General features: G+C 77.8%; 4 protein-coding genes. All 4 read right to left on the reverse strand.

Features of this window, described 5'->3' with window-relative positions; genetic code table 11:
* Window positions 1–40: 40 nt before the first annotated feature.
* Window positions 41–3,232, reverse strand: a complete 3,192-nt coding sequence (locus ACFWPT_RS02930; protein ID WP_380479028.1) for an amino acid adenylation domain-containing protein — start codon at window positions 3,230–3,232, stop codon at window positions 41–43.
* Window positions 3,229–8,754, reverse strand: coding sequence for an SDR family NAD(P)-dependent oxidoreductase (locus ACFWPT_RS02935; protein ID WP_380479030.1), 5,526 nt, complete (start codon window positions 8,752–8,754; stop codon window positions 3,229–3,231). The genes ACFWPT_RS02930 and ACFWPT_RS02935 overlap by 4 nt, the downstream gene beginning before the upstream one ends.
* Window positions 8,755–9,009: 255 nt before the next feature.
* Window positions 9,010–17,649 (reverse strand): amino acid adenylation domain-containing protein, encoded by an 8,640-nt coding sequence (locus tag ACFWPT_RS02940; protein WP_380479032.1) that lies wholly within the window; start codon window positions 17,647–17,649, stop codon window positions 9,010–9,012.
* Window positions 17,646–22,118 (reverse strand): SDR family NAD(P)-dependent oxidoreductase, encoded by a 4,473-nt coding sequence (locus ACFWPT_RS02945; protein ID WP_380479034.1) that lies wholly within the window; start codon window positions 22,116–22,118, stop codon window positions 17,646–17,648. Before ACFWPT_RS02945 ends, ACFWPT_RS02940 begins: the two co-directional genes overlap by 4 nt.
* Window positions 22,119–22,144: the final 26 nt, after the last annotated feature.

The following is a 22,144-nucleotide window of genomic DNA, read 5'->3' on the forward strand; positions in this document are numbered from 1 at the left end:
GGCGTCCCGGCGGCCGGGGCCGGCCGGGACGCCGGTTGGTTCACTGGTCGGCGTCGGCCAAGGCGTCGGAGCCCGGGGTGTCGGAGCCCGAAGCGTCGGCGTCGGCGTCGGCGTCGGCGGCCAGGGCCGGGCCGATGGCCGCGGTGAGGTCGCGGACCGTGGAGGAGTCGAAGAGCAGCTCGATGTCGAGCGAGCAGCCGAGTTCCGCCTCCAGTCGGGAGACCAGTCGCAGGGCGCGCAGCGAGTCGCCGCCCAGCTCGAAGAAGTCGTCGTCCAAGCCGACCTCGGGCAGGGCCAGGACCTCGCGGAACAGCCGGGCCACCAGCGCCTCGTGGTCCGCCGTGCCGCTCGGCCCGCCGCTCGGCGCGGCCTCGTCGGCGAACCCGGCCGGGGTGGGCAGGGCGAGCAGGTCGGTCTTGCCGGCCGGGGTGAGCGGCAGTTCGGCGAGGACGGTGACCGCCTCGGGGACCATGTACGAGGGCAGCGAGCGCCGCAGCCCGGCCTGGACGCCGGCGGCGTCGAGCGGGGCGCCCCGGTCGGCGGGCACCACCCAGGCGACCAGGCGGCCCTCCCGGACGGCGACCGCGGCGGCCGCCACCTCGGGCAGGGCCAGCAGGACCTGCTCGATCTCGCCGGGCTCGATCCGGTAGCCGCGCAGCTTGAGCTGGCGGTCCATCCGGCCGAGCAGCTCGATCCGCCCGTCGGGCAGGCGGCGGGCGTGGTCGCCGGTGCGGTACATCCGGCCGCCCGTGAACGGGTCGGTGACGAACCGCTCGGCCGTCAGCTCGGGCCGCTGCCAGTAGCCCTGGGCGACGCCGTCGCCGCCGATGCACAGCTCGCCGACGCAGCCGACCGGCAACAGTTCGCCGTCCACGGTGTCCAGCACGTGCAGCACGGTGTTGGCGATCGGGCGGCCTACGGTGACCCGGGTGGTGTCGGCGGTGATCCGCTCGACGCTGGAGTACACGGTGGTCTCGGTCGGCCCGTACATGTTCCACACCGACTCGCCGCGCTCGGCCAGCGGCGCCGCCAGGTCCGCGGGGAAGGCCTCGCCGCAGCTGTAGAGCCGGGGCCGGCCGGCGCCCTGCCAGTCGGAGTCCAGCAGCGCCCGGTAGCGGGACGGGGTGGCCTGGAGCGCGGTGATGCCGTGCTCGACGCTGTAGCGGTCGAGTTCGCGGCCGCTCAGCCCGAGCGCCTGGCTGCCCACGTGCACCGTCGCGCCGACGGCGAGCGGCACCAGTAGCTCGGCCAGCGAGGTGTCGAAGCTGAGCGTGGTGAGGGCGAGGAAGCGGGTGTCGCCGTCGAGGCCGGGGTGACGGCGGGCCAGGCTGTCCACCAGGTTCGCCAGCGCCCGGTGGCCGACGGCGACGCCCTTGGGGCGGCCGGTGGAGCCGGAGGTGAACATCAGGTAGGCGAGGCCGTCCGGGGCGGCGCCCGGCAGCTGGGCGGTCTCCTGGAGCGTCAGGTCGGCGGCGGCCAGGTCCAGGGAGGCCAGGTCGACGGCGGCGCCGTCCCAGCCGGCCAGCGCGGGCGCGCCGGTCGTGTCGGTGAGCACCACGGCCGGGGCCGCGTCCGCCAGGACGAGGCCGATCCGCTCCACCGGGTGGGCCGGGTCGAGCGGGACGAACGCGGCCCCGGCCCGGGCGACGGCCAGCATCGCGGTCACCAGGTCGGCGCTGCGGCCCAGGCAGACGCCCACCCGGTCGCCGGCGCGCACGCCGCGCGCGGCCAGCTGCCGGGCCAGGGCGTCGGCCCGCCGGTCGAGCTCGCGGTAGCTGTACCGGGTCTGCTGGTCGACCACCGCCGGGTGGTCCGGGCGGCTGCGGACCGCGTCGTCGATCAGCCCGGACAGCAGGGCCGACGGCTCGCCGCGGTCGATCTCGCTGCCGTTCCAGGTGTCGAGCTGGCGGGCGCGGGCCGCCTCGGGGACGGCGAGCAGCTCGCGGACCGGGCGGCCGGGCCGCGCGGCGATGCGGGTCAGCACCGCGACGACGTGGTCGAGCAGCGCGGCGGTCTCCTCCGGGGTGATCCGCCCGGCGTCCACCACCGCCTGGAGCTGCATCTCGGCGGCGGCCCGCACGACCAGGGTGACCGGGTAGTTGGTCCGGGTCTCGTAGCGGACGTCGCTGACCGTGACGGCGCCGTGGGAGAGCACCGCCTCGGTGCGGTCCGGGTAGTTCTCGACCACCACGACGGTGTCGAACAGCGGCACGCCGGGCGCGGTCTCGGCCCAGCGCTGGATGTCGGTCAGCGGGGTGTGCTGGTGGTCCAGCAGCGGGTGGCGGGTCGTGGCGTGGCGGGCGAGCCACTCGTCGCCGGGCAGCTCCCGGTCGATCCGCACCCGCACCGGGACGGTGTTGATGAACATCCCGAGCATCTGGTCCGCCCGGTCCAGGTCGACGGGGCGGCCCGAGACGGTCACGCCGACCACCACGTCGTCGCGGCCGGAGCAGCGCGCGACCGTCCCCGCCCAGGCGGCCTCGACCAGGCTGCTGAGCGTGGTGGCCTTGCCGGCGGCCAGCCGCCGCAGCGCGGTGACGGTCTCGGCGGGCAGCTCGGCCCGCACCGTGCGGAAGTCGCCGGACGGCTTGGCGCCCGGGCGCACGCCCGGCAGGCTCAGCGTCGCCGGCTCGCGGTAGCCCGCCAGGTAGCCGGTCCAGAACGCGCGGTCGCGCTCGGCCTCCTGACGGCCCAGCCAGGCGATGTACTCGCGGAAGGCGGGCGGCGCGGGCGCCTCGGCGGTGTCACCGGACAGTCCGGCGGTGACCTCGGCCAGCAGCAGCGCGGCGGACCAGCCGTCCAGCAGCAGGTGGTGGTACGTCCACACCACCAGGTGCTCGTCGGGCAGGCGCAGCACCAGCAGCCGCATCAGCGGCGGCCGGGCCAGGTCGAAGCGCTCGCGGGCGCGCTGCTCCAGCTCCTCGGCGACGGCGCGCTCCCGGGCCGGCTCGTCCAGCCCGGACAGGTCGCGGAACTCGATCGGCAGGTCCGCCTTGGGCAGCACCACCTGGTGCGGGGTGCGGATCCGCTCGCGGACGAAGGCCGTGCGCAGCACCGGGTGCCGGGCGATCGCGCGCTGCCAGGCGGCGCCCAGCTCGGCCAGGTCCAGTTCGCCGCGCACCCGGAAGGTGGTCAGCTCGACGTACAGGCCGTGCTCGGGGGAGGTGGTGCTGTGGAAGAGCATCCCCTCCTGGGTCGGCGAGAGCGGGTAGATGTCCTCGATGTCGTTCACTTGGTGTCCTCTCCTGACCGGAACAGGGCGAATACCCGGGCCAGGTCGTCTTCGCTGAGGTCCGCGTCCGAGAACGCCTCGCCCGACCCCTTCGCGGGGGCCGGATCGGGCTCGGTGGGAGCGGTGGGCGGGGCGGGGGTGTCGGACGCCGGTCCGGCGGCGGGCGCGCGGTCCGCGCGCAGCCGGGCGGCGAGCTGTCCGACGGTGGGGTGGGCGAAGAGGTCGCCGGGGGAGACGGTCAGGCCCTGCCGCTGGAGTTCGGCGGTGATCTGGACGATCAGCAGGGAGTCGCCGCCGAGTTCGAAGATGCTGTCCTCGGGGCCGATCCGGGGGACGCCGAGCAGCCGGGACCAGACCGCGGAGATCTGCTCCTCCAGCCCCTCGGGGCCGGTCGCCGGGGCGGCCTGCGGCGCGGAGGGTGCGGCCTGCGATGCGGACGGGACGGGCGCGGCCGGCCCGGCCGCGCGGGGGCTGACCAGCACGTGCGGGAGGTGACGGTTGGCCAGGATCCGGTCGAAGGCCAGCAGGCCCTCCCGGGTCGGGATGCCGTCTTCCGCGTCTGGGCCAAGAGCGCCCGGGCCAGGAGCGTTCGGGCCGGGGGCGGCCGGGGCCGGGCGCAGCACGAAGCCCTCGACGAGCACGGCCGCAGTGCCGTCCGGCCCGGCGACGACCACGTCGACGACCAGCGTGTCGCCCGCCCCGGCGTCACCGGAGCGGCGGTCGACCCGCACCACGGCCTCGGGGCCGAGCGGGCCGAGCACCACCAGGCGGCGGTAGGCGACCGGCAGGTGGCTGCCGGTGCGGGCGGTGACGGCGCCGGTGGCGGTGTCCAGCAGCGCGGGGTGCAGCGGGTGCGCGGCCAGGTCGCCGTGGAACGCCTCGGGCAGGCGCAGCCGCAGCATCGCCTCGCCGCGCCCGTCCTCGCGGACCTCGGCGACGCTCTCCCAGCGCGGCCCGGTGCGCAGGCCGCTGGCGCCGCCGGGCCGCTCCCCGGCGGCGGAGGGCACCGCGACCTGCGGCACCGGGGCGCAGCGGGCCGCGAGGCCGTCGAGGTCCAGGCGCTCGGGGGAGCCGCCCCCGTACGGGGCGATCCGGCCCTGGGCGTGCGGCCTGGACGGTACGGCGCTGGAGCGGACCTCCCACAGGTGCCCGCCGTCGGGCGCCGGACGCAGCCGCAGGGTGACCTCGGGCGGGGCGTCGGCGGGCATCCGCAGCGGGTGGGTGAAGACCGCGTCCAGCTCGACCGGCCCGTCCCCGACCGCCAACCGGTGCCCGGCGACGGCGAGTTCGAGCAGCGCGGTGCCGGGCAGGACGGGGACGTCGCCGATCCGGTGCTCCTCGGCCGGCCAGACGCTCTGCTCGGTGCGGCGCAGCCGCAGCTCCACCGTCCCGTCCGGCTCCGCCCGGCGGGCGTCGAACAGGGCGTGGTCGAGCACCTCGCCGCCGTCGAGCCAGTCGCGCAGGCCGGAGCGCAGCGCCATGCCGGTCTGCGACCAGCGGTCCCAGCCGATCGACACGGCGGCCCGGGTGCCGGCGGCGAAGCTGTCCAGGAAGGCGTTGGCGCCGGTGTAGTCGGCCTGGCCGACCGCGCCGGTGACCGCCAGCACCGAGGAGCAGAGCACCAGCACCGGCCGGTCCACGGCCGTCAGCCGCTCCAGCAGGACGGTGCCGAGCACCTTGGGGGCGAGCACCCGCGCCATCTCCCCGGCGCTGCGCAGCGCGGTGACGCCGCCGCCGGGCACCCCGGCGGCGTGGACCACCCCGGCGATCGGGCCGTACGCGGCCCGGACCCGGTCGAGCGCGGCGCCGAGCGCGGCCTCGTCGGTGACGTCCGCCTGGACGAGGCAGAGCCGGGCGCCGTGCGCCGTCAGCCCGGCGAGGGCCTCGGCCAGCTCCGGCGGGCAGCTCGCGGCGGGCGCCGCACCCTCGGGGCGCAGGCTCCGCCAGCCGGCACCGTCGGGGACGGCACGGCGGGTGAGCAGGACGAGCGTCCGGTCGGCGTCCTCGGCGAGGTGGCCGGCCACGGCCAGACCGATCCCGCCCAGGCCGCCGGTGACCAGCCACACGCCGGACGGCGCGGCGGGCTGCGGCCCGGCCGGGTCGGTGAGGACGGGCCGCTCCGGGGCCGGCACCAGGTGCGCCCGGCCGCGGACGGCGGTCAGCGGCGCCGCGGCGTGCCCGGCGCGCAGCTGCGCCACCACGGTCTGCGCCGCCAGGGCCAGTTCCTCGGGCTCCCGGGTCGGGCAGTCCAGGTCGAGGGCCTGGACGGTGACGCCGGGCAGCTCCTGCGGCAGCACCCGCACCGCGCCCAGCCCGGCGGCGGCCTGCGGGGTGCGGGCGGGCTGCCCGTGCACCCCGTGGGCGGCGTCGGTGACCAGCAGCATCCGCAGCGGCCGGCCGGGGAACGCCTCGCCCAGGGCCCGGGCCAGCTGGACCGGGACGGTGAGGGCGCGCAGCGCGCCGTCGGCCGCCTCGCCCGGGGTGGCCCGGTGCAGCGGCGGGGTGTCCAGGGCCCAGCAGGAGAGGACGGCGTCCGGTGCGGTGCCGCGCGCGGCCAGGGCGGCGGCCAGCGCGGGGAAGGCGGCGGGGTCGTCGGCGTCGAGCGTGAAGGGGGCGTCGAGCGTGAGCCCGGTGGGCGCCCCGGCGCGGGCGCGGACCAGGCTGACCTGGGCGCCGGCGGCGGCGAGCTCTCCGGCGACGGCCTCGGCGAGGCCGGACTCGTCGGCGAGCAGGAGCACCGACGACGGGAGCGGGCCGGTGCCGGACGGCGGCAGCGCCTGCGTCCAGGACACGACGTGCAGCCAGTCGTCCACGCCGCTCGCACCGTCGGAAACCTGCGCGGAGGCGGCGGGGCTTTGGAGGGTGGTGGCGGTGGGCTCGGCGGCGGCGGGCTCGAACCAGTGCCGGGTGGGCTCGAACGGGTAGCCCGGCAGCGAGACGTGCCGGCGCCCGGCCCGCTCGCCGAGGGCGGACCAGTCGACCTCGGCGCCCCGCTCCCACAGTCGGGCCAGCGCGGTGAGCCGGGCCGGCGGCTGGTCCGGGGCGGGCGCGGCGCCGCCGAGGGCGGGCAGCGCGGGGCGCCCGGCGCCCAGGGTCCGTACGGCGAAGCCGCTCAGGCCCCGGCCGGGGCCGAGCTCCAGCAGCGGGCCGTCGCCCGGCAGCGCGGCGAGCGCGTCGGCGAAGCGGACGGTGTGCCGCAGCTGGCGCGCCCAGTACTGCGGCGACGCGGCCTCCTCGGCGGTGAGCTCACGCCCGGTCAGGCCGGAAATGAGCGGCACGGCGGGCGCCTGGACGGGCACGGTGGCGACCAGCCGGGCGAACTCCTCCAGCAGCGGTTCGGCGTCCCGGGAGTGGAAGGCGTGCCGTACGGCCAGCTGCCGGGCGGCCACGCCGCGCGCGGCCAGCCGCTCGGCGAGCCGGGCCACCGCCTCGGGGGCGCCGGCCACCACGCAGCGGTCGGGCGCGTTGACGGCGGCCAGCTCCGGCCCGGCCGGGTCGTCCAGCAGGGCGCGCAGCTCCGGCTCGGGCAGCGGGACGCTGAGCATCGCGCCGGGCGCCATGGTGCCCATCAGCCGGCCGCGTTCGGCCACCAGCCGGGCGGCGCCGGGCAGGTCGAAGACCCCGGCGGCGCAGGCGGCCGCGAACTCGCCGACGCTGTGCCCGGCGAGTGCGACCGGCCGGATGCCGAGCCCCGTCCACCACGCGGTGAGCGCGTACTCCACCGCGAACAGGGCCGGTTGGGCGGTCTCGGTCCGGTCGAACAGGTCCGGGTGGGCCGGGTCGAGCAGCAGCTCGCGCAGCGGCGCCGTGGTCCACGGCCGCAGGGCGTCCAGGCAGCGGTCGAGCGCGGCGCGGAAGAGCGGCTCGGCGTGGTACGGCTCGGCCGCCATGCCGGGGTGGCCGGCCCCCTGCCCGGGGTAGAGGAAGGCCACCTTCGGACCGGTCGCGACGGCCTGGACGGCCCGGGCGGCGGGGGACGCCTCGCCCGAACGACCGGTCAGGACGGCGCGCCGCCACGGGTGCTGGCGCCGCCTGGTCTGGAGGGTGAACGCGGCATCACCCGCGTCGGGCGCACCGGGGCCGGCCAGCGCCGCGCCGATCCGCTCGGCGGCCCGGTCGAGCGCCCGCTCGCTGCGGGCGGACAGCGGCAGCAGCTCCCACTGCGCCGGCTCGGCGGCGGGCGCGGCGGGCAGCGGCGGCGCGTCCTGGAGGATCAGGTGGGCGTTGGTGCCGCCGATGCCGAAGGAGCTGACGCCCGCGATCCGGGCGCCGTCGCGGCCGGACCACGGCTCGGCCTCGGTCAGCACCCGGAACAGGCCCGGGGCCAGCTCGGGGCTGGGGCTCTCGAAGTGCACGGTCGGCAGCAGCGTGCGGTGCTGGAGCGCGAGCACCGTCTTGATCAGCCCGGCCATCCCAGCGCAGGTGTCCAGGTGGCCGACGTTCGACTTGACCGCGCCGAGCACCCGTCGGGAGTCCGGGGCGTCCGCGAACACCCGGCCCAGTGCGGCGAGTTCGATCCGGTCGCCGAGCGCGGTGCCGGTGCCGTGCGCCTCGATGCAGGAGACCTCGCCGGGCGTGACCCCGGCCACGGACTGGGCCGCCGAGACGACCCGGACCTGTCCGTCCAGGCTCGGCGCGGTGAAGCCGACCTTGCGGTTCCCGTCGTTGTTGACCGCCGAGCCGAGCAGCACGGCCCGCACGGTGTCGCCGTCGGCGACCGCGTCGGCCAGCCGCTTCAGCACCACCACGCCGACGCCGCTGCCGAAGACCGTGCCGGTCGCGTCGGCGTCGAAGGGGCGGCAGTGCCCGTCGGCGGAGAGGATCCCGCCCTCGGCGTGCAGGTAGCCGAGCCCCTGGCCGATCCCGGCGGAGACGGCGCCGGCCAGCGCCACGTCGCACTCGCCGCTGAGCAGCGCCTCGGCGGCCAGGTGGACCGCGAGCAGGGCGGAGGAGCAGGCGCTCTGCACGCTCAGGCTCGGGCCGGTCAGGCCCAGCCGGTAGGAGGTCTGGGTGGCGAGGTAGTCCTTGTCCCCGGCGGCCAGCCACTGGACGTCGGCCCGGTCGGCCAGGTGGGCCGCGTTGGGCAGCAGGTGGTGCGTCAGGTAGGAGTTGAAGCCGGCCGAGGCGTAGACGCCCACGCCGCCCTCGACGCCGTCGGTCAGCTGCCCGGCGTCCTCCAGCGCGGTGACCGCGCACTGCAGGAACAGCCGGTGCTGGGGGTCCATCAGCTCGGCGTCGCGGGGCGGGATGCCGAAGTACTCGGCGTCGAACTCCGCGAGGCCCTCCAGCACGCCGCCCGCCCCGACGAACCGGGGGTCGGCCAGCCGCTCGGCGGGGACGCCCAGGGCCGCCAGCTCCTCGGCGCTCCGGAAGGTGACGCTCTCGCGGCCCGCGACCAGGTTGGCCCAGAAGGCCCCGGCGTCGGGAGCTCCGGGGAACCGGCAGGCGAGGCCGGTCACGGCGATCGCGTCCGGCAGGTCCGGCGGTGCGGCGGCCGGGCCCCCGGGGGCGTGGGTGGTCATCGGGCTTTCTCCTCATGGGTGGTGATGCGACGCGGCTCGCGGGGGTCCGGCGGCCGACACCCGGCCCCCGGGGGGGGGGGGGGGGCCGCCGCCCCGGGGGGGCGCCCGGGGGGGCCGGGGCCGGGGCCCCGGCGGGGGGGGGGGGGGGGGCGGGGGGGGGGGGCCGGGGGGGGGGGGGGCCGGGGGGGGGGGGGGGGGGCCCCCCCCCCCCCCCCGGGGGGGGGGGGGGGGGGGGCGCCCCCCCGGCCGTCGGGGTCAGCCGGTCGGGCCGGTGCCGGAGCCGCCTCGGCGGGCGGCGCGGCGCCGTTCGTGGTGCTGCCGGCGGTCGCCGCCGGCGGGCTGTGCGGTGTCGGGTGCGGCGGTGTCCGAGGCGGGCTCGGGCGCTGATGCAGCCGGTGTCGCTGGTGCAGCCGGTACCGCCTGCGGCGCCGGGGCGGCGGCCGGCCGGTCCAGCAGCTCGGCCAGGTGGCGGATGGTCGGCCGGTCGAACATCTCGACCACCGAGAGCTCCTGCCCGAAGTCCTCGGCGATCCGCCGCTGGACCCGGACCAGGTGGATGGAGTTGGCACCGGCCTCGAAGAAGTTGGTGTCGACGCCGACCTCCGCCCCGTCCATCACCTCCCGCCACAGCTCCGTGAGCCGCTCCATCGCGCCGAGCGCGCTCGGCCCGTGCGCCGCCGGTCGCGCCACCGGTGCCGCCGGGGCCGCCGCGAGGGCGGGGGCGACGGCGACGGCGGAGACGGCGGAGACGACGGCGGGGGCGGGCACCGCGGCGCCCAGCCGGGCGAGCGCCGCCCGGTCGACCTTGCCGTTGGCGGACAGCGGCAGCGCCTCGACCGCCCGCACCCGCTGCGGAACCATGTAGCCGGGCAGCCGCTCGGCGAGCGCGTCGCGCAGCGCGGCCGTCCAGTCGGTGCCGGAGTCGGGCTCGTCGGCGGCCGCGTTCAGCGGCCGGCCGCCGACGAGCGTGTGCAGCACGCGCTGGCCGTCCTCCAGCCGCAGCGCCTCGCGCAGCGGCTCCGGGAAGACGTCGCCGATCGGGCAGAGCGCCACCGCGCAGTCGGCGGCGCGGTGGCGCAGCAGCTGCGCCATCGCCCCGGCCTCCAACAGGCAGAAGCGGTCGGCGAGTTCGCCGTACACCGGGGCGATCGCGGCGGTCCGGGAGACCAGGAAGACGGCGAAGCCGGCCTGGTCGAGCAGCGGCCCGTTGGCCTCGCTGTAGAGCGCCCGGTCCAGGGCCCGGGCCGAGCCCGGTGCGCCGTCGAGGGCGACCAGGGCCGGCCCGGCCGGGTCGACGTAGTAGGTGCCGGCCGGCAGGCCCGCCACCTTGCCGGGGGCGACGGCCAGGTAGGTCTGCACCGGGTACAGGCCGCCGGCCGAGCCGTAGGCGTACCGGGGCACGCCGTCCTCGTCCTGGCGGGCGAGCACGGTCAGCAGCGCGTGCAGGTCGGCCAGCCGCACCGGGGCGTCGGCGAAACCGGTGGCGGCGCCGCGCAGGGCGGCGGCCCGGCGCAGGTCCAGGGTGTCGGTCGGCAGGGCGAACGGCAGGACCTCGCGGCCCGCCAGGTCGGCGCGGCGGCCGGGCTGGCGCAGCCGCGCCTCCAGCCGGCGGACCCGCTCGGCGTCCAGGGCCGGGGCCACCGCGGGAGCGGGGGCGGCGGGCTGCGGGCGGGCGGCCTCGCGGACCACGAAGGCCGCGAGCCGGGCGCCGAGCCCGTTGCCCTCGACCAGCGCCGCCGCCTCCCGGACGCCGTCCATCCGGACCAGCGCCGACTCGATCTCGCCCAGCTCGATGCGCATGCCGCGCACCTTGACCTGGCAGTCCTCCCGGCCGAGGAACTCCAGCTCGCCGTCGGGCAGCAGCCGGGCCAGGTCGCCGGTGCGGTACAGGCGCTCCCCGGTGACCGGGTGGGTCGGGAACGCCCGGGCGGTGAGCTCGGGCGCGTTGCGGTACCCGACGGCCAGGCCCACGCCGGTGATGAACAGGGCGCCGGCGACGCCGACCGGGCGCGGCCGGAAGGCCTCGTCCAGGACGACCATGCCCTGGTTCCGCATCGGCCGCCCGTACGGGATGCTCGGGCGGCCCGGCTCGACCGCGCCGATCGGGTGCAGCACGGACCAGATCGACGCCTCGGTGGCGCCGCCCAGGCTGATCACCTCGGCCTTGGGCGACAGCGCGCGGACGTGGTCGGGCATGCCGACGGGGATCCAGTCGCCGCTGAGCATGACCAGGCGCAGCGACTCCAGGTCGGCGGCCGGGTTGCCGCCGGCGTACGCGAGCAGCATCTCCATCAGCGCGGGGACGGAGTTCCAGACGGTGACGCCGTGTTCGGCGACCAGCCGGGACCAGCGCGCGGGGTCGCGCTCCTCCCCGGGCCCGACGAGCACCAGCGCGGCGCCGGCGGCGAGGGTGCCGAACAGGTCGTAGACCGAGAGGTCGAAGCCGAGCGAGGAGAGGCCGAGGACGCGGTCGGCGGGGCCGACCCGGAAGCGGTCGTTGACGTCCACCACGGTGTTGAGCGCGCCGCGGTGGTCGATCATCACGCCCTTGGGGTCACCGGTTGAGCCCGAGGTGTAGATGACGTACGCGAGGTCCGCCGGGGTGGTGGGTGCCAGGGCCGGCTCGGTGTCGGCCGGGGTGGCCAGCGCCTGGTCGAAGCCCAGCAGGGTGACGCCGGCGGGCACCGAGCCGGCCGCGTCCCAGGACTCCCGGGCGAGCAGCGCGGTGGCGCCGGCGTGTTCGAGCGAGCGGGCGACGCGGGCGGCCGGCAGGCCGGCGTCCAGCGGCAGGTAGGCGCCGCCGGCCCGGATCACGCCGATCGCGGCCGCGACCTGCTCCCAGCCCCGGTCGGCGCGCACGCCGACCAGGTCGCCGGGGCCGACGCCGGCGCCGCGCAGCGCGTGGGCCACGGCGGCGGAGGCGCGCTCCAGCTCGCCGTAGGTCACGGTGCCGGTGGCGGAGACCACGGCGGTCCGCCCGGGGGCGGTGCGTGCCTGGGCGAGGAACGGCTCGTGCAGCAGCCCGTCGGGCCGCGGGCCGTCCGTGGCGTTGAGCGCGCGGTAGGCCTCGGCGTGGGCGGCGGGCAGGGCGGCCAGGTACGGGTCCGTCCAGGAGTCGGGCCGCTCGGCGAGGGCGGTGAGCAGGCCGGTGTAGGCCTCGAACATCGCGTCGAGCAGGCCCTCGGGGAAGAGCTCCTCGACGGCGTCCCAGGTCAGCCGCAGCCGGCCCTCGTCCTCGGAGATCTGGTGGTCCAGCCAGACCTGGGGGGTCTGGGTGATGGTGTGGGCGACCTTGGCACCGAGCTCCCGCAGGACCCGGCTGCCGCCGACCTCGCCGGCGCCGAGCTCGCTGGTGAAGACGACCGGCATGGCGGCGTCGGCCACCCCGCGTCGGCGGGCCAGGTCGCCGCCGACCCGCACGCCGCTGACCAGCTGGTGGTCCAGGTCCTCCCAGAGCCGGTCCTGGAGCCGGCGGGCCCGGTCGGCGAAGGAGCCGGCCGTCGCGCCGTCCACCTCGAAGAGGCTGAGCGCGGTGAAGTCGCCGACCATGGCAGCCAGGTCGGGGTGCTCGCCGACGCGGTTGAACAGGGTCAGGTTGAGGGTGAAGCGGTCGGCCGCCGCCCAGGTGCCGAGCACGGTGGCGTAGGCGGCCAGGGCGAGCGCCGAGGGCGTGACCCGGCCGGCGGCGGCCCGGCTCTTCAGCCGCTCCCACAGCTCGGCGGGCAGGTGCGCCTCGCGGCGGTGGAACCTGGTCTGCGTCAGCTCCTCGGGGCGCCGCGCCAGCGGCAGCGCGGGGGCGGGCGGCAGGGTCTCCAGGCGGCTGTGCCAGTAGTCGAGGTCGCGTTGCAGCGCGGGGCCCTCGCGGCGGGTCTGCTCGGCCAGCACGTAGTCGCGGAACGAGAGCTCCATCGGGCGCGGGTCGAGCGAGCCCTGGTAGATCGCCAGCAGCTCGCGCAGCAGGATCTGCACGCTGCCGCCGTCGGCGATCAGGGTGTCGATGCTCAGGTGCAGCCGGGCGTCGGTGCCCTCGGTCCGGCTGGCGTGCAGTTCGAACAGCGGCCAGGTGTCGGCGGGCAGCACCTGGTGCGACATCCGGGCGCGGGTCCCGGCGAGGGCGTCGGCCCGCTCGGGCTCCGGCAGCCCGCGCAGGTCCTCGACGGCCAGCTGGTACGCGGGCACCTCGGGCAGGATGCGCTGGGTGCCGTCCTCGGCGAAGACCAGGCGCAGCGCGTCGTGCCGCCGCACCAGGGCCTGCCAGGCGTCCTGGAGGCGCAGCGGGTCGACGTCGGCGACGTCCACTTCGAGGTAGAGGTGGCAGGCGACGTCGCCGCCGACGGCGCCGCTGCGGCCGATCCAGTACGCGCGCTGCACGTCCGTCAGCGGGAAGGGCTCGTGGCGGCGGGCCGGGTCGGGCAGCAGCTCGACCGGTTCGGCGGGCGCCGCGGTGGCCCCGCCGGCGCCCAGCGCGTCCACGGCCCGGGCGAGGGCGGCGACGGTCGGCGAGTCGAACAGGGTGCGCAGCGGCAGCTGGACGTCCAGGTCGCGGCGGATCCCGGCGACCATCCGGGCGGCCAGCAGGGAGTGGCCGCCGAGCTCGAAGAAGTCCTCCTCGGTGCCGACCTCGTCGAGGGTCAGGGCCTCGCGCCAGATCGCGGCGATCCGCTCCTCGGTCGGCGTGGCGGGCGCGGTGCGGTCGCGGCCGGCGGCGGGGACGGTCTCGGGGGCGGGCAGCGCCGCGCGGTCGACCTTGCCGTTGCTCGTGAGCGGCAGCGCGTCGAGCGGGATGAACCGGGACGGGATCAGGAAGCCCGGCAGCTGCCCGGCCAGGGCGGCCCGCAGCTCGGCCGGGGCGGGCGGCGCGGCCGGGTCCTCGGGCACCAGGTAGGCGGCCAGCGCGGCCCGGGCGGTGCCCAGGCCGTAGGCGGTGACCACGCACTGGCGGATGCCGGGCAGCGCGGTGAGCGCGGCTTCCACCTCGCCGGTCTCGATCCGGAAGCCGCGGATCTTGACCTGGTGGTCGTTGCGGGAGAGGTACTGGAGGCGGCCGTCGGGCAGGGTGCGGACGAGGTCGCCGGTGCGGTACAGCCGGGCGGCCGACTCACGGCTTGCCGACTCGGGGCCGGTCGTCTCGGGGCCGGCGACGAAGCGTTCGTCGGTGAGCTGGGGCAGCCCGAGGTAGCCGGCCGTCACCCCGGCGCCGCCGATCAGGAGTTCGCCCGGCACGCCGACGGGCACGCGGCGCCCGTACGGGTCGAGGACGCGCACGGTGGTGCCGGCGATCGGGCCGCCGATGGTGACCAGGCCCTCGGCCGGGTCGACCTCGGCGGTGGTGGACCAGACGGTCGTCTCGGTCGGCCCGTACATGTTGCGGATCGGGCCGCCGAGGTGCTCGGCCAGCCGGCGCACCAGCTCGGCGTCGAGGGCCTCGCCGCCGAGCAGCAGCTGCCGCAGGCCGCGCAGGGCCTGCGGGTCGGCCTCGTCGAGCAGGGTGCGGGCCCGCGAGGGGGTGCACTGCAGGTGGGTGACGCCGTGGGCGCGCACCAGCGCCGTCAGGTCGGTGTCGGCCGCGACCGCGAGGGCGGCCGGGGCGGGGGCCGGTGCGGCGGCCGCGGTGCGGCGCAGCTCGGCCAGCCGGGGCAGGGCGGCCAGCGCGACGTCGGTGTCGACGCCGAAGTCGACCAGGCAGCCGATCTCGTCCACGCCGGCGGCGGCCAGCCGGTGCACCAGCGGCAGGCACTCCTCGGCGGTGCCGATCAGCGAGCCGTGGCCCAGGTAGCGGGCGCAGGCGTGGTCGAGCAGGGCCTCCTGGTCCTCCGCGGTGAAGTCGCTGCTGCGCACGTCCATGCCGAGGCTGCGGGCCAGGTTCTCGATCAGGCCGACCGAGCTGCGCAGGTAGTCGCGGAACGGCTGCCAGGCGTGCGCCCGGACGTCGGCGGCGTCCGCGCCGACGTAGCTGTGCAGCATCAGGGTCACGTGCGGCTCGCCCGGGTGGCCGGCCTCGTGCCAGGCCTCCCGGTAGAGGGCGATCTTCTCGCCGAGTTCCTCGACGCTCTGGCCCAGCAGGTGGGTCAGCAGCCGGGCGCCGACCCGGCCGGCCGTGCGGCAGGTCTCGGGGTTGCCCGAGGAGGTGAGCCAGTACGGCAGCTCGGCCTGGACGGGGCGGGGCAGCACCTGGACGTCGACGGTGCGGCCGCCGGGCCCCTCGAAGGGAAGCCGTTCGCCGCGCCACAGCCGGCGCACCTGCTCGATGCCGCTGACGGTGAGCGCCTGGCGGTCCTGGTAGGCGTCCTTGGCGAGGACGAAGTCGTCCGCGTGCCAGCCCGAGGCGAAGGAGAGCCCGACCCGCCCGCCGGACAGGTTGTCGACGACCGACCACTCCTCGGCGACCCGGACGGGGTGGTGCAGCGGCAGCACCACGCTGCCGGCCCGGATCCCGATCCGCTCGGTGGCCTGGGCGATCGCGGCGGCCAGCACCGAGGGGGCCGGGAACGGCCCGCCGAAGGCGTGGAAGTGCCGCTCGGGCAGCCAGACGGCCGAGAAGCCGTTGGTGTCGGCGAAGCGGGCGCCGTCCAGCATCAGCCGGTACTGGTCGGGGCCGGGCTCGGCGCCGGCGGTGTCGCTGGCGAAGTAGAAGAGGCTGAACTCGGGGACGGCCGGGGCGTCCTGCGCGGAGGGAACCGGGGCGGGGGCCGCCGCCGTGCCGGGGTCGGGGTTGACCACGACCCGGTGGCCCCGGCTGAGCGTCCAGAGCAGTTCCAGGACGGAGATGTCGAAGGAGACGCTGGTGACGGCCAGCCAGGTGGCGGGCTCCCCGTCGTCCGCCAGTACGCGGTCCATCGCCGTCAGGAAGGCGGTGAGGTTGCGGCGCAGCACGACGACGCCCTTGGGGCGGCCGGTCGAGCCGGAGGTGTGGATGACGTACGCGGGGGCGTCCGGGTCCACGGATACGGATACGGGTGCTGCTGCAGAGGACTCGGTCGGGGCGTCGAGGTCGAGCAGCGGGGCGCCGGCGGGCGCGGCGTCCCGGGTCGCGGCGTGCACCACGACCACGGCGGGCTCGGCGTCCTCGACCACGTGGCGCAGCCGGGCCGCCGGGTAGTCCGGGTCGAGCGGCAGGTAGGCGGCGCCGGCCCGGAGCACGGCGAGCATGGCGGCGGGCAGGTCGGTGCCGCGGCGCAGGCACAGGCCGACCCGGTCGCCGGGGCGCACCCCGGCGGCCTGGAGCCGGGTGAGCAACTCGTCGACCCGGGCGTCCAGTCGGGCGAAGGTGAGGGCCAGCTCCGGGCGGCCGCCGGGCAGCACGGCCTGGGCGTCCGGGCGGGTGCGCACGGCCTCGGCGAAGGCCGTCACGACGTCCGGCGCGTCCTCGGGCAGCGCCGGGCCGTCGCCGGCCACGGCCAGCAGGGCCTGCTCGACGGGGGTGAGCGCGAGCAGTGCGGAGAGCCGCAGGCCGGGGTCGGCGGCGCCGCGGGCCAGCACCCGCTGGAGGGCCTCGGTCAGCGTGCGCACGGTGTCGTCGTCGAACAGGTCGCCGCTGAACTCGCAGACTCCTGCCGTGAGTTCGCCGTCGCGGGCGAGTTCCAGGCTCAGGTCGGTGCGACACAGGCCGTTGTCCAGCTCGACGAGCTCGACGGTGACGCCGGGCAGGGCGATGTCGGGGGCGGGGACGTTGCGGTAGCCGAACTGCACCTGGTAGAGCGGGGCGTGGCTGAGGTCGCGGTCCGGGCGCAGCTCGCGGACCAGGCGCTCGAAGGGCACCTGGGTGTGGGCCAGCGCGCCGAGCGAGGTCTCCCGCACCCGGTCGAGCAGTTCGCCGAAGGACGGGTCGCCGGAGAGGTCCGAGCGCAGCACCAGGCTGTTGACGAACATGCCGACGAGCCCGGCGAGTTCGGGCCGGTCGCGGCCCGCGGTGGGCACGCCGACGACGACGTCCTGCTGACCGGAGTGGCGCATCAGGACGGCCTGCCAGGCGGCCAGCGTGACCATGAACGGGGTCGCCCGGGCCGCCCGGGCCGCGGCCTCCACGGCCTCGGTGGTGGCGGCGTCCAGGGTGAAGTGCACCCGGCCGCCCCGGTGGCTGGGCACGGCCGGCCGGGGCCGGTCGGTGGTCAGCTCCAGGACGTGCGGGGCGCCCTCCAGCCGCTCGCGCCAGTAGCCGAGCGGCTCGGCCAGCGCGGTGTCGGTGAGTTCGCGGCGCTGCCACTGCGCCCAGTCGGCGTACTGCACGGCGAGCGGCTCGGGGGCCGGGCCGCCCTCGCGGAAGGCCCGGTAGCGGGCGCAGAGCTCCTCCACCAGCACCGCGCGGGACCAGGCGTCGCCGACCAGGTGGTGGTTGACCACGACCAGCAGGGCGCGCTCGGGCGCGGAGCGGATCAGCAGGGCGCGCAGCAGCGGGCCGTGCTCCAGGTCGAACGGCAGGGCCGCCTCCCGCTCGGCCAGCGCGCGCTCCTCGGCCTCGCTCCAGCCGGCTTCGCCGTCGGCCGGCTCGGCCACCCGCAGCACCGGGGCGGTGCGCTCCAGCACCCGCTGCACCGGGCCGTCCTGGCCGGGGGCGATGACGGTGCGCAGCGCCTCGTGCCGCTCCACCAGGCCGTCCAGCGCGGCCTCCAGCGCGGCGACGTCCAGCGGGCCGCTCAGGCGCAGGCCCACGTACTCGTTGAACACCCCGAGCCCGGGGGTGAGCTGCTCCAGGAACCAGAGCCGCTCCTGGCCGAAGGACAGCGGCGCCGGCAGCGCCGGGTCGCGCGGCGGCACGGCCGGGGCCGGGGCGGCGGGGCCGGCCGTGCCGGCCGGGGTGGTGCCTGCGCGGCCCCGGGCGCGCGCCTCGAAGGCGGCGCGCTGCTCGGGGGTGAGCCGGGCGAGGCGGTCCTCGCGGCGGCCTGCGGGGTTGGTCACTGGTTCTCCAGGTCGGCGAGGATGCGGTCTTCGATCTCGGTGGCGAGGTCGGCGACGCGGCCGCCCTCGAAGAAGACCCGGGCGGGGACGTCGACCTCGAACTCGGCCCGCAGCCGGGCCGCGATCTGGGCGGCCAGCAGCGAGTGGCCGCCGAGCTCCAGGAAGTCGTCGTCCACCCCGACCCGGTCGAGGCCGAGCAGTTCGGCGTAGATCTCGGCCAGGCGCTCCTCGGTCGGGGTGGCCGGGGCGGTGTACGGCGTGGCGAGCTCGGGGCGGGGCAGGGCCGCCGTCCGGGGCGCCTCGGCGGCCGGGGCGGCGGAGGTGCGCAGCGTGCCGTCCGCGATCGCGGCGCCGGCCCGGGCCACCACGGCCCGTCCGGGCGGGCCCTCCAGCAGGGCGGCGAAGGCGCGGGCGCCCTGCTCGGGGGTGAGCGCGCCGGCCAGCATGTCGGCCTGGAAGGCCCGCAGGGCCTCGGGGACCTCGGCCCGGCTGGCCATGCCGACGCCGGCCCACATGTCCCAGTCGACGGCCACCGCGTGGCGCTCGCCGCGCGCGGCCTCGGCCTCCGCGACGGCGGCGAGGTAGGCGTTGGCGGCCGCGTAGTCGGCCTGGCCGTAGGTCGGGATCAGGGTGGCGAGCGAGGAGCAGAGCACCAGCACCTCGGCCTCCCCGGGTCGCAGCGCGGCGAGCAGGTGGCGCAGGCCGGTGGTCTTGGGGGCGAGGACGGTGCGCATGCTGTCGTCGGAGCGCAGTTCGACGGAGCCGCCGCCGGGCACGCCGGCCGCGTGGACGACGCCGTCGATCCGGCCGAAGGCCGCACGGGCCTGCTTCAGCGCCCGGTCCAGCGCTGCGGCGTCGGTGACGTCGGCCTGGACGGCCAGCACCTCGGCGCCGCTCTCGCGCACCGCGGCGAGCGCGGCCTCGTCGGCGGCGCCGCGGCCGAGCAGGACGAGCCGGGCGGCGCCGGCCCGGGCCAGGGCACTGGCGAGGGTCAGGCCGATCCCGCCGAGGCCGCCGGTGAGCAGCCAGGTGCTGCCGGCGCGCACCCGGGCCGGGGCGGTCGGGACGGGGCGCTCGGCGGGCTCGACGGTGCGGGTGAGCAGGGCGCCCCCGCGCAGGGCGAGCAGCCGGGCCGGGCCGGTGAGCACGGCGCGCACCACCGCGTCGGCGGCGGCCTCGTCGAGCGCGGCGCCGACGGCGAGGTCGACCTGGGTGCAGCGCAGGTTGCGGTACTCCTCGCCGAGCACCTGGACCGGGCCGCTGAGCAGGGCGGCGGCGGGCCGGGGCTGCTCGCCGGGGGCGGCCGGGAAGGCCCCGGCGGTCACGACGCCGAGCCGGACCTCGTTCAGCACGCTCTCGGCGGACATCGCCCGGGCGAGGTGGACCAGGCCGAAGTAGCCGGCGGTCTCGTCCGGCGTCTCGTCCAGGCCCCAGGCGTACAGGACGGCGGTGGGCGTGCGGACCAGGCCGCGCAGGTCGGCCAGCAGCTTCGCGTACTGGGCCGGGTCGGCGGGGTCGAGCTCGTAGACGCCGCGGCGCACCCGGCGGTAGGCCGGGCCGGGCTGGACGGTGGTGACGATCTGGCCGCGCGCCGTCAGCAGCTCCACCAGGGGCTGGGCGGCGCCGGCCCGGTCCAGCAGGACCAGCCAGGTCTGGCGGCGGCCGGCCAGCGGGTCGTCCCCGGCGGCCTCGGCGAGCGGGCGCCAGTTGACGGTCGCGTGCACCGCGTCGAGGTCCGCGGCGGGCAGCGCGGTGGCGGGCGCCCGGCCGGGGACGGCGGGCTCGATCCAGTGCGGGAGCCGCTCGAAGGGGTAGCCGGGCAGGTCGGCGGGGCGGGCGTCGGCGTCGACGGGCTCCCAGTCGACGGCGGCGCCGTGCGCCCACAGGCTGCCGAGCGCGAGGACGGCGCTGCCGGGCTCGTCCTCGGCGCCGCGCCGCCCGCGGGTGGGCAGCGGCGGCAGGGCGAGCCGCGGCCCGGCGGTGCCCTCGGCGGCCGCGCGGGCCAGGTCGGTCAGCACGCTGCCGGGGCCGGTCTCCACCAGCACCATCCGCTCGTCGAGCGCCGCCAGGCGGGTCAGCCCGTCGTGGAAGCGCACCGGGGCGAGCATCTGGCGCACCCAGTAGCCGGGGTCGGTGGCCTGCTCCGGGGTGATCCAGTCGCCGGTGAGGTTGGACAGGAACGGCACGGTGGGCTGGTGCAGCGTCACCTTGGCGAGCTCGGCCGCGAACTGCTCGGCGGCGGGCGCGCACAGGGCGCTGTGGAACGCCCGCTCCACCGGCAGGCGCAGGGCGCGCAGGCCCCGCTCGCCCAGCTCGGCGGCGGCCCGCTCGACGGCCTCGGCGGTGCCGGACAGCACCGAGGCGCCCGGTCCGTTGACGGCGGCGAGGTCCAGGCCGTGCGCGGCGGCGAGGTCGGCCGCGGCCGCCTCGTCCAGCGGGACGGCCAGCATCGCGCCGGGCGCGGTCTGCTCCATCAGCCGGCCGCGGGCGGCGACCAGGGCGAGCGCCTCGGGCAGGTCGAGGACGCCGGAGAGCAGCGCCGCGGTGTACTCGCCGAGGCTGTGGCCCAGCAGCGCCGCCGGGCGCACGCCCCAGTGCCGCCACAGCGCGGCCGTGGCGTGGCCGACCGCCAGGACGGCGGGCTGGGTGACGGAGCTGCGGCGCAGCAGGTCGGCGTCGCCGCCGCGCAGCAGCTCGACCAGGTCGAGGCCCAGGTGCGGGCGCAGCAGGTCGGCGGCCTCGTCCAGGGCGGCCCGGAACACCGGGTGCGCCCGGTGCAGGCCCAGGGCCATGCCCGGGTACTGCGAGCCCTGGCCCGGCAGCAGGAAGGCGACGGGGGCGGCGCCCTGCCTGGCGCGGGCCCGGACCGACTCCCGGCGGCCGCCGCCGCGCAGCGCGGCCACGGCGGCGGCGGTGTCGTCGGCGACCACGACGCGGCGCTGGACCAGCTGGCGGCGGCCGGTGCGCAGGGTGCGGGCGACGTCGGCCAGCGGGCGGTCCGGGTGGGCGGCGAGGTCGTCGGCGAGCCGTTCGGCGGCGGCGTCCAGCGCGGCGGCGGTGCGGGCCGACAGCGGCAGGGCGACGGGGACGGCGGCTGGCGCGGCGGCCTCGCGCGGGGCCGGCTCGGGGGCCTGCTCCAGGATCACGTGCGCGTTGGTGCCGCCGATGCCGAAGGCGCTGACGGCGGCCCGGCGCGGGCCGTCGGCGACCGGCCAGTCGGTGAGGCCGGCCGGGACGAAGAACGGGCTGTCGGCGAGGCCGAGTTCGGGGTTGACGGCCTCGGCGTGCAGGCTCGCCGGGATGCGGCCGCCGCGGACCGTCAGGATGGCCTTGATCAGGCCGGTGACGCCGGCGGCGGTGTCCAGGTGGCCGAGGTTGGACTTGACCGAGCCCAGGCCGCACCAGCCGGTGGCGGACCTGTCGTCGGCGTCCTGCTCGGCGCGGAAGGCGGCGGTGAGCGCCTCGACCTCGATCGGGTCGCCGATCGGGGTGCCGGTGCCGTGCGCCTCGACGTAGCCGATGCTGTCCGGGGCGACGCCCGCGACGGACAGCGCCTCGCGGATCACGGCGGTCTGGCCGGCGACCCCCGGGGCGGTGTAACCGGCCTTGTTCGCACCGTCGTTGTTGACGGCCGAGCCGAGGATGACGGCGTGCACCCGGTCGCCGTCGGCGAGCGCGTCGGCGAGGCGCTTGAGCACCACGACGCCCGCGCCGTTGCCGAAGACCGTGCCGGCCGCCTCGGCGCCGAAGGGCCGGCAGTGCCCGTCCGGCGACTCGATGCCGCCGGGCACCGGCAGGTAGCCGGAGCGGTGCGGCACGGTGACGGTGACGCCGCCGGCGAGCGCGAGGTCGCACTCCTCGGACAGCAGGCTCTGCACCGCGAGGTGCACCGCGACCAGCGAGGTCGAGCAGGCGGTCTGCACGCTGACCGCCGGGCCGCGCAGGTTGAGCTTGTACGCGGCGCGGGGGGCCAGCTGGTCGGGCTGGTTGCCCTGGAAGAGCATCGGCACGCCGAGGGAGTCCCGCAGGTCGGTGCGCGGCAGCAGGTTGTGGATCAGGTAGGTGCTCAGCAGCGACCCGGCGTAGACCGCGATCGGCCCGGGCGCCCGGTCGGGGTCGCAGCCGGCGTCCTCCAGCGCCTCCCAGGCGCATTCGAGGAAGATCCGCTGCTGCGGGTCGATGACCGAGGCCTCCAGCGCGTTGTAGCCGAACAGCTGGGAGTCGAAGCCGGCGACGTCCGCCAGCACGCCCTTGGCGGCCACGTACCCGGCCTTGCCGGCCTCGCCGTCCGGCACCCCGGCGGCCCGCAGCTCCTCGGGGCCGAACCGGCTGATCGCCTCGGTGCCGGAGGCCAGCAGCTCCCACAGCGCGTCGACGGAATCGGCTCCGGGGAAGCGGCCCGCGAGGCCGACGACGGCGACCCGGCCGTCGGTCTCGGCCTCGTCGGGAATGACCGGCTGTGCGTTCAAGGTGTTCTCCGTGGGTGAGGTGGGCT

The organism is Kitasatospora sp. NPDC058478 (assembly GCF_042720345.1).
Lineage (GTDB): Bacteria > Actinomycetota > Actinomycetes > Streptomycetales > Streptomycetaceae > Kitasatospora.

Excerpts from the sequence above, each read along its gene's own strand:
- ACFWPT_RS02935 (WP_380479030.1), bottom strand. The coding sequence starts at position 8,754 with ATGACCACCCACGCCCCCGGGGGCCCGGCCGCCGCACCGCCGGACCTG.